Source organism: Staphylococcus sp. GDY8P67P (assembly GCF_017892545.1).
In the GTDB taxonomy this organism is placed as follows: domain Bacteria; phylum Bacillota; class Bacilli; order Staphylococcales; family Staphylococcaceae; genus Staphylococcus; species Staphylococcus ureilyticus.
This window is the reverse complement of the sequence record NZ_JAESLH010000003.1, coordinates 1-4,115: the sequence shown is the minus strand read 5'-3', so window position 1 is coordinate 4,115 and position 4,115 is coordinate 1. Positions and strand designations below refer to the sequence as shown.

Below are 4,115 nucleotides of genomic sequence, written 5' to 3'. Positions count from 1 at the left end.
TCGCGTCTGTTCTAATTTTTCGTTTACCTGTATAATTCTGTTCAATTTTTTCATCAATCAAGTTATTAAAATTCTGTTTATTAGCATTTACCAAATCATAATTTAAGTAAGTTTTACTATGGTCTATATCTTCATTTTCATAATTATTATTTTCTCTTTGAACATGTTTTTGTATGCCTGTTGTATTTGTTCCTGTTTTAACTTTTGAAACTCTAATAATTGAATACGACATATATAATTCACTCCTCAACAATAAGGTTAGTTAAGTAATTTAATACTTTAAGTCTAACATACTAGACTTATTTTTCAATAAGTCGTTAAACCGTATGCTCTGCGAGGCTAAAACATGTTTTTGTGCCTGCACAAAAAATGGACTGAATAAATCAGTCCATAAGTTCAAAACCAAATTCAAAATCAAAACATCAGCAACCAAAAATAGTGGTTGTTAAACATAAAGATCAAAACTAAAACAACATATTCAACTACTTACTTTCTTTTTCAAAATTTAAGGAATACTGGATATTGTAAATATTACAAAAGCTATTATCATAATTTATAATTCAAATAAGCATAAAGTTTTTTAATGACACTCTTAACAGGAAAAAGTTCCCAATCAACGCTATTACCATTTTTATAACTAGAAATAGCTAAACTTATTAAATTATTTTCTTCAATTGCTAAATTTTCTATTATCATACTGCCAGCTAAATCTTTTGAATAAAACTTACCTGTTTCATAAGTTACGATCATACGACAAAGGGTTAAAATAACATTTGTTTCATCACCATAAAAATCTTTTATCAATTCTTTAGAACTTTCCTTTATAGCTTTTTGTAAATCAATAAATGGAACATCAGGAATTAAGTTATTAATATTATTTTCGCCATAAATTGATATTGAAGAAAGCTTGGCTTGATATAATAATATTGTTAAATCAATGTTATTATTCTTTTCTGGAATAAAATAATTTAAATAATCTCCTCTAAGCCATTCCCCATAGATAAACTCTTCAATAGGTGGATAAGACCAATTTTCATTTTCATGATAATTAAGCACAGTTAATTCTATATATTTTAAACTTGTATCTTCACCAATTTCTTTAGAGATAGGCATAATTTTCGAAATTAATATTCTTTTTTCTTCTTTAGTCATATCTCTATTTATTATCACTAGAAAATCAACATCACTATCTTTTTTTAAACCCCCTTTAACATAAGAACCATATAAATAGACTCCTAATAAATCTTTTGAAAACAATCGTTTCAATTCTATTAAAACATTATCAATTTGCTTATTTGGTTCCTCCATTATTGACTCCTCTCATCTTTAAATATTATTTCCAAAATCTAAATTCACGTTGCCAAAAATCAATCTGCTTTTGCAATTGTTTTTCGTTAGCTTTTAAAGTCGATTTCATTAATTCAGTTAAATCAATTGGAGATATTTCTTTAATTAATTGCTTGTATTTATATTTAGCATGCCTTTCAAGTTTTCCCCATGTGCCTTCTTCATTCAGTAACAAATAAATCATTGCTTGCTCTTTTACTTTTTCTGGTGTTGTCCAATCAGGTTTTAAAATATGTAAATCATTAAAACAATCATTCCAATAATCAACCATGTCTCGTTTCAATTCAATTTCTATACGCCATAGATGTTCTGAAATAACTTCAATATCTGCATTATCCTTACGTTCCTGTTTTTTATTATAAATTCTAATAAATCTATCGCTATCACGTACCCCAAAGTATTTTGTTTCTGGTTTACCATTACGACCATAAAATATAGTTTTCTTAACTGCTTTATCAGTCATTGCGTAATAGTCGCTCAAATCATCTTCAAAATCAAAAGCTAAATCTAATCTTGTAAAACCGTCATCTTCCATGTAGTCGATAATGTTTTGTTTTAACCAAAGCATTTCTTCATGTGTGAGTTTATTAGGATTAAATTCAACACGCATATTACGTCTATCCCAACTATCTGCTTTTACTTTGTCATATTCGATATAAACTTTTTCGTTAAGTGCTTTAGCTTTAAACTTTGTTTGAAGTATATCCCAAAGTCTTATTTGTGGCTCAATACTCATAAAATCAGACAGCTTTTTAGCATTGGCTTTGTTCAAATTCCCAACGATTGTCATAGCATCAAAACTTAATTCTGGTTGAGGGGTGGTAAAAAAATTACCACTTAACCGGCTATTAGAGTAGCCGGTTAAGGAGTAATTTTGCACTTCCCCTGATGTAACTTGTTTTGAATAGATTTCTTGTTCTTTTTTACTCATAAAAAATCGACTCCTTAATTTTGTTTAAGAAGTCGCTCACCCAAATATATATCTTGAAGAATAAACTTAAATCGTTTAATATCTAGATATACAAATTAATAAAACATAATTCTTATATTTTATTACGGTTTTGTCGTTCACAAACTTTGGTCAGGGCGTGAGCGACTTCTTTTTTTTATTTTGTTATTAATATAACACTATCAAATGGCTTGGTCTAATTAGTTCCTAATTAGATCAAGTCATTTTTTTATGCCTTAAATACTTTATCTTTGTCTTGATACTTACTCAAATATTCTTTATTAACCAACATAGAAATAGCCTGAGATTTAGTTAAACCCATTTGTTCTGCAATTTCTTCAAGTCTTTTCAAAGTATCTTCAGTTAAAGTTATACCTACTTTTGTACGAACCATTTTTACTCCCCATTTCTAACTATTAATAAGTTTATTTTATTCCATTTATACATATATGTCTAGAGATTTCTATACAATAACTCATAAAGTCCCTAAAATGTAGCCTAAATGTAGCTTTGTGAAAAATCGTTGAATCCATTGGCATTAAAGGTCTAAACACTTCACAATCTCGGAATTGGCACTCGGCACTTAAAAGGGGGGGTCGTAGTAGTCCCCCTTTTTCCAACTAAATTTGATAAATTCTAAGCCAAAATACAAAAACAGGGCTAACAGATCACTTCGTGAAGTTAGCCCTAAAACCTAAACCATTAACTCAATTTATTTTTTTATTCCAATTTCCTTTTGGTCTTAAAGTTTGCGTCCTTAACAATCCTAAAAGCTGTCAGTCGGTCGGGTTAATAGCTGACGCTATCGACCGCTGTCGCTTTAAGTCTAAGTTAAGGACTCTTTAAGACAAAAAGTTTTCTCGGCATAAACGTGGGTATAATTAAATTAGATATACTTAAAACAATTCTTTTAAGATTTTGAACGCCATTCTATTTTTAGAGTGGCGTTTTTATTTATCTACCTCTACCCCTATCACGTTTTTGCGTATTCTTTTCTTCTTGATATTCTTCAGGGTGTATTTGTTTATCAAACATTTGTATTGCCTTTATCATAGGAGCATTATCTCTACTCACATCATTCATTAAATTTCTATATTTATTTCTACCAATAGCTTGCTCTAACTTCTCAAAAATCTCTCTAATAACTTTAATAACATTAAGCGCATTATCAAGGTGTTTTTTGAGGTCTTTTATAAACTCATTTGCTCTTGCTAAAGTTTCAGACATATCCTTGTTTTCTTCTCTAAGCTTACTATTTTCGTTTTTTAGGTCATTCAGAGCTTTATCTGACTTAATATACTCATAATCTTCTGTAATCGTTTGTGCTGCTTGTATTTGTTTCTGAAAGTTATTAAATTCTTCTTGGCTTATTACAACATTCCCTGTTTCTTGTATTTCTTTGTTGAACAATCCACCTACTTTTTCAGTTTCATGTTCATATTGGACGTTTAAAGGCTTTTTAAGCGTTTCTAATGATTTTTGGTATTGTTCTATCAACTCACTGCTTTTTTGTTGTATATGGCTTAATTTTTGGCTCTCACGCTCATATTCTTGCTTATGGTATTCTGTTTTTTGCTTATATCGGCTTACCTGATCATGTTTAGCATTTGTAACTTGTCTTGATTGTCCTCGGTCCAAATCATACCCACGTTGATTAACATATTCGTTAAATCTATCTTGAAACGCTGTTAACGCCTTTTTATTCCCTACAACTTCTTTCGCACTTAATCTACCGTCATCAGTGATAGGAACAACACCATAATGCATATGTGGAGTTTTTTCGTCCATGTGAACTGTCGCATATAATAAATTATCTTTA

The 4,115-nt window shown here is 29.6% G+C and carries 5 protein-coding genes; all 5 read right to left on the bottom strand.

Annotated features, from left to right (window positions below; genetic code table 11):
* A partial coding sequence (locus KA833_RS00075) for a plasmid recombination protein (protein WP_210128123.1) occupies positions 1-232 on the bottom strand: 232 nt, incomplete at its 3' end.
* A gap of 314 nt (positions 233-546) precedes the next feature.
* Positions 547-1,308, bottom strand: coding sequence for an aminoglycoside nucleotidyltransferase ANT(9) (gene ant(9) / locus KA833_RS00070; protein ID WP_208182380.1), 762 nt, complete (start codon positions 1,306-1,308; stop codon positions 547-549).
* A 25-nt stretch (positions 1,309-1,333) separates the two neighbouring features.
* A complete protein-coding gene (locus KA833_RS00065; RefSeq protein ID WP_204172033.1) occupies positions 1,334-2,278 on the bottom strand; it encodes a replication initiation factor domain-containing protein in 945 nt (314 codons plus the stop codon).
* A 247-nt stretch (positions 2,279-2,525) separates the two neighbouring features.
* Positions 2,526-2,690: a ribbon-helix-helix domain-containing protein gene (locus KA833_RS00060; RefSeq protein WP_107510999.1), complete on the bottom strand. Its 165-nt coding sequence runs from the start codon at positions 2,688-2,690 to the stop codon at positions 2,526-2,528.
* Positions 2,691-3,250: 560 nt separating this feature from the next.
* Positions 3,251-4,115 (bottom strand): plasmid recombination protein (locus KA833_RS00055; RefSeq protein ID WP_210128121.1); only part of this gene is annotated, 865 nt, incomplete at its 5' end.

Coding starts and splice junctions, on each gene's coding strand:
- KA833_RS00065 (WP_204172033.1), bottom strand. CDS start 2,278: ATGAGTAAAAAAGAACAAGAAATCTATTCAAAACAAGTTACATCAGGG.
- KA833_RS00060 (WP_107510999.1), bottom strand. CDS start 2,690: ATGGTTCGTACAAAAGTAGGTATAACTTTAACTGAAGATACTTTGAAA.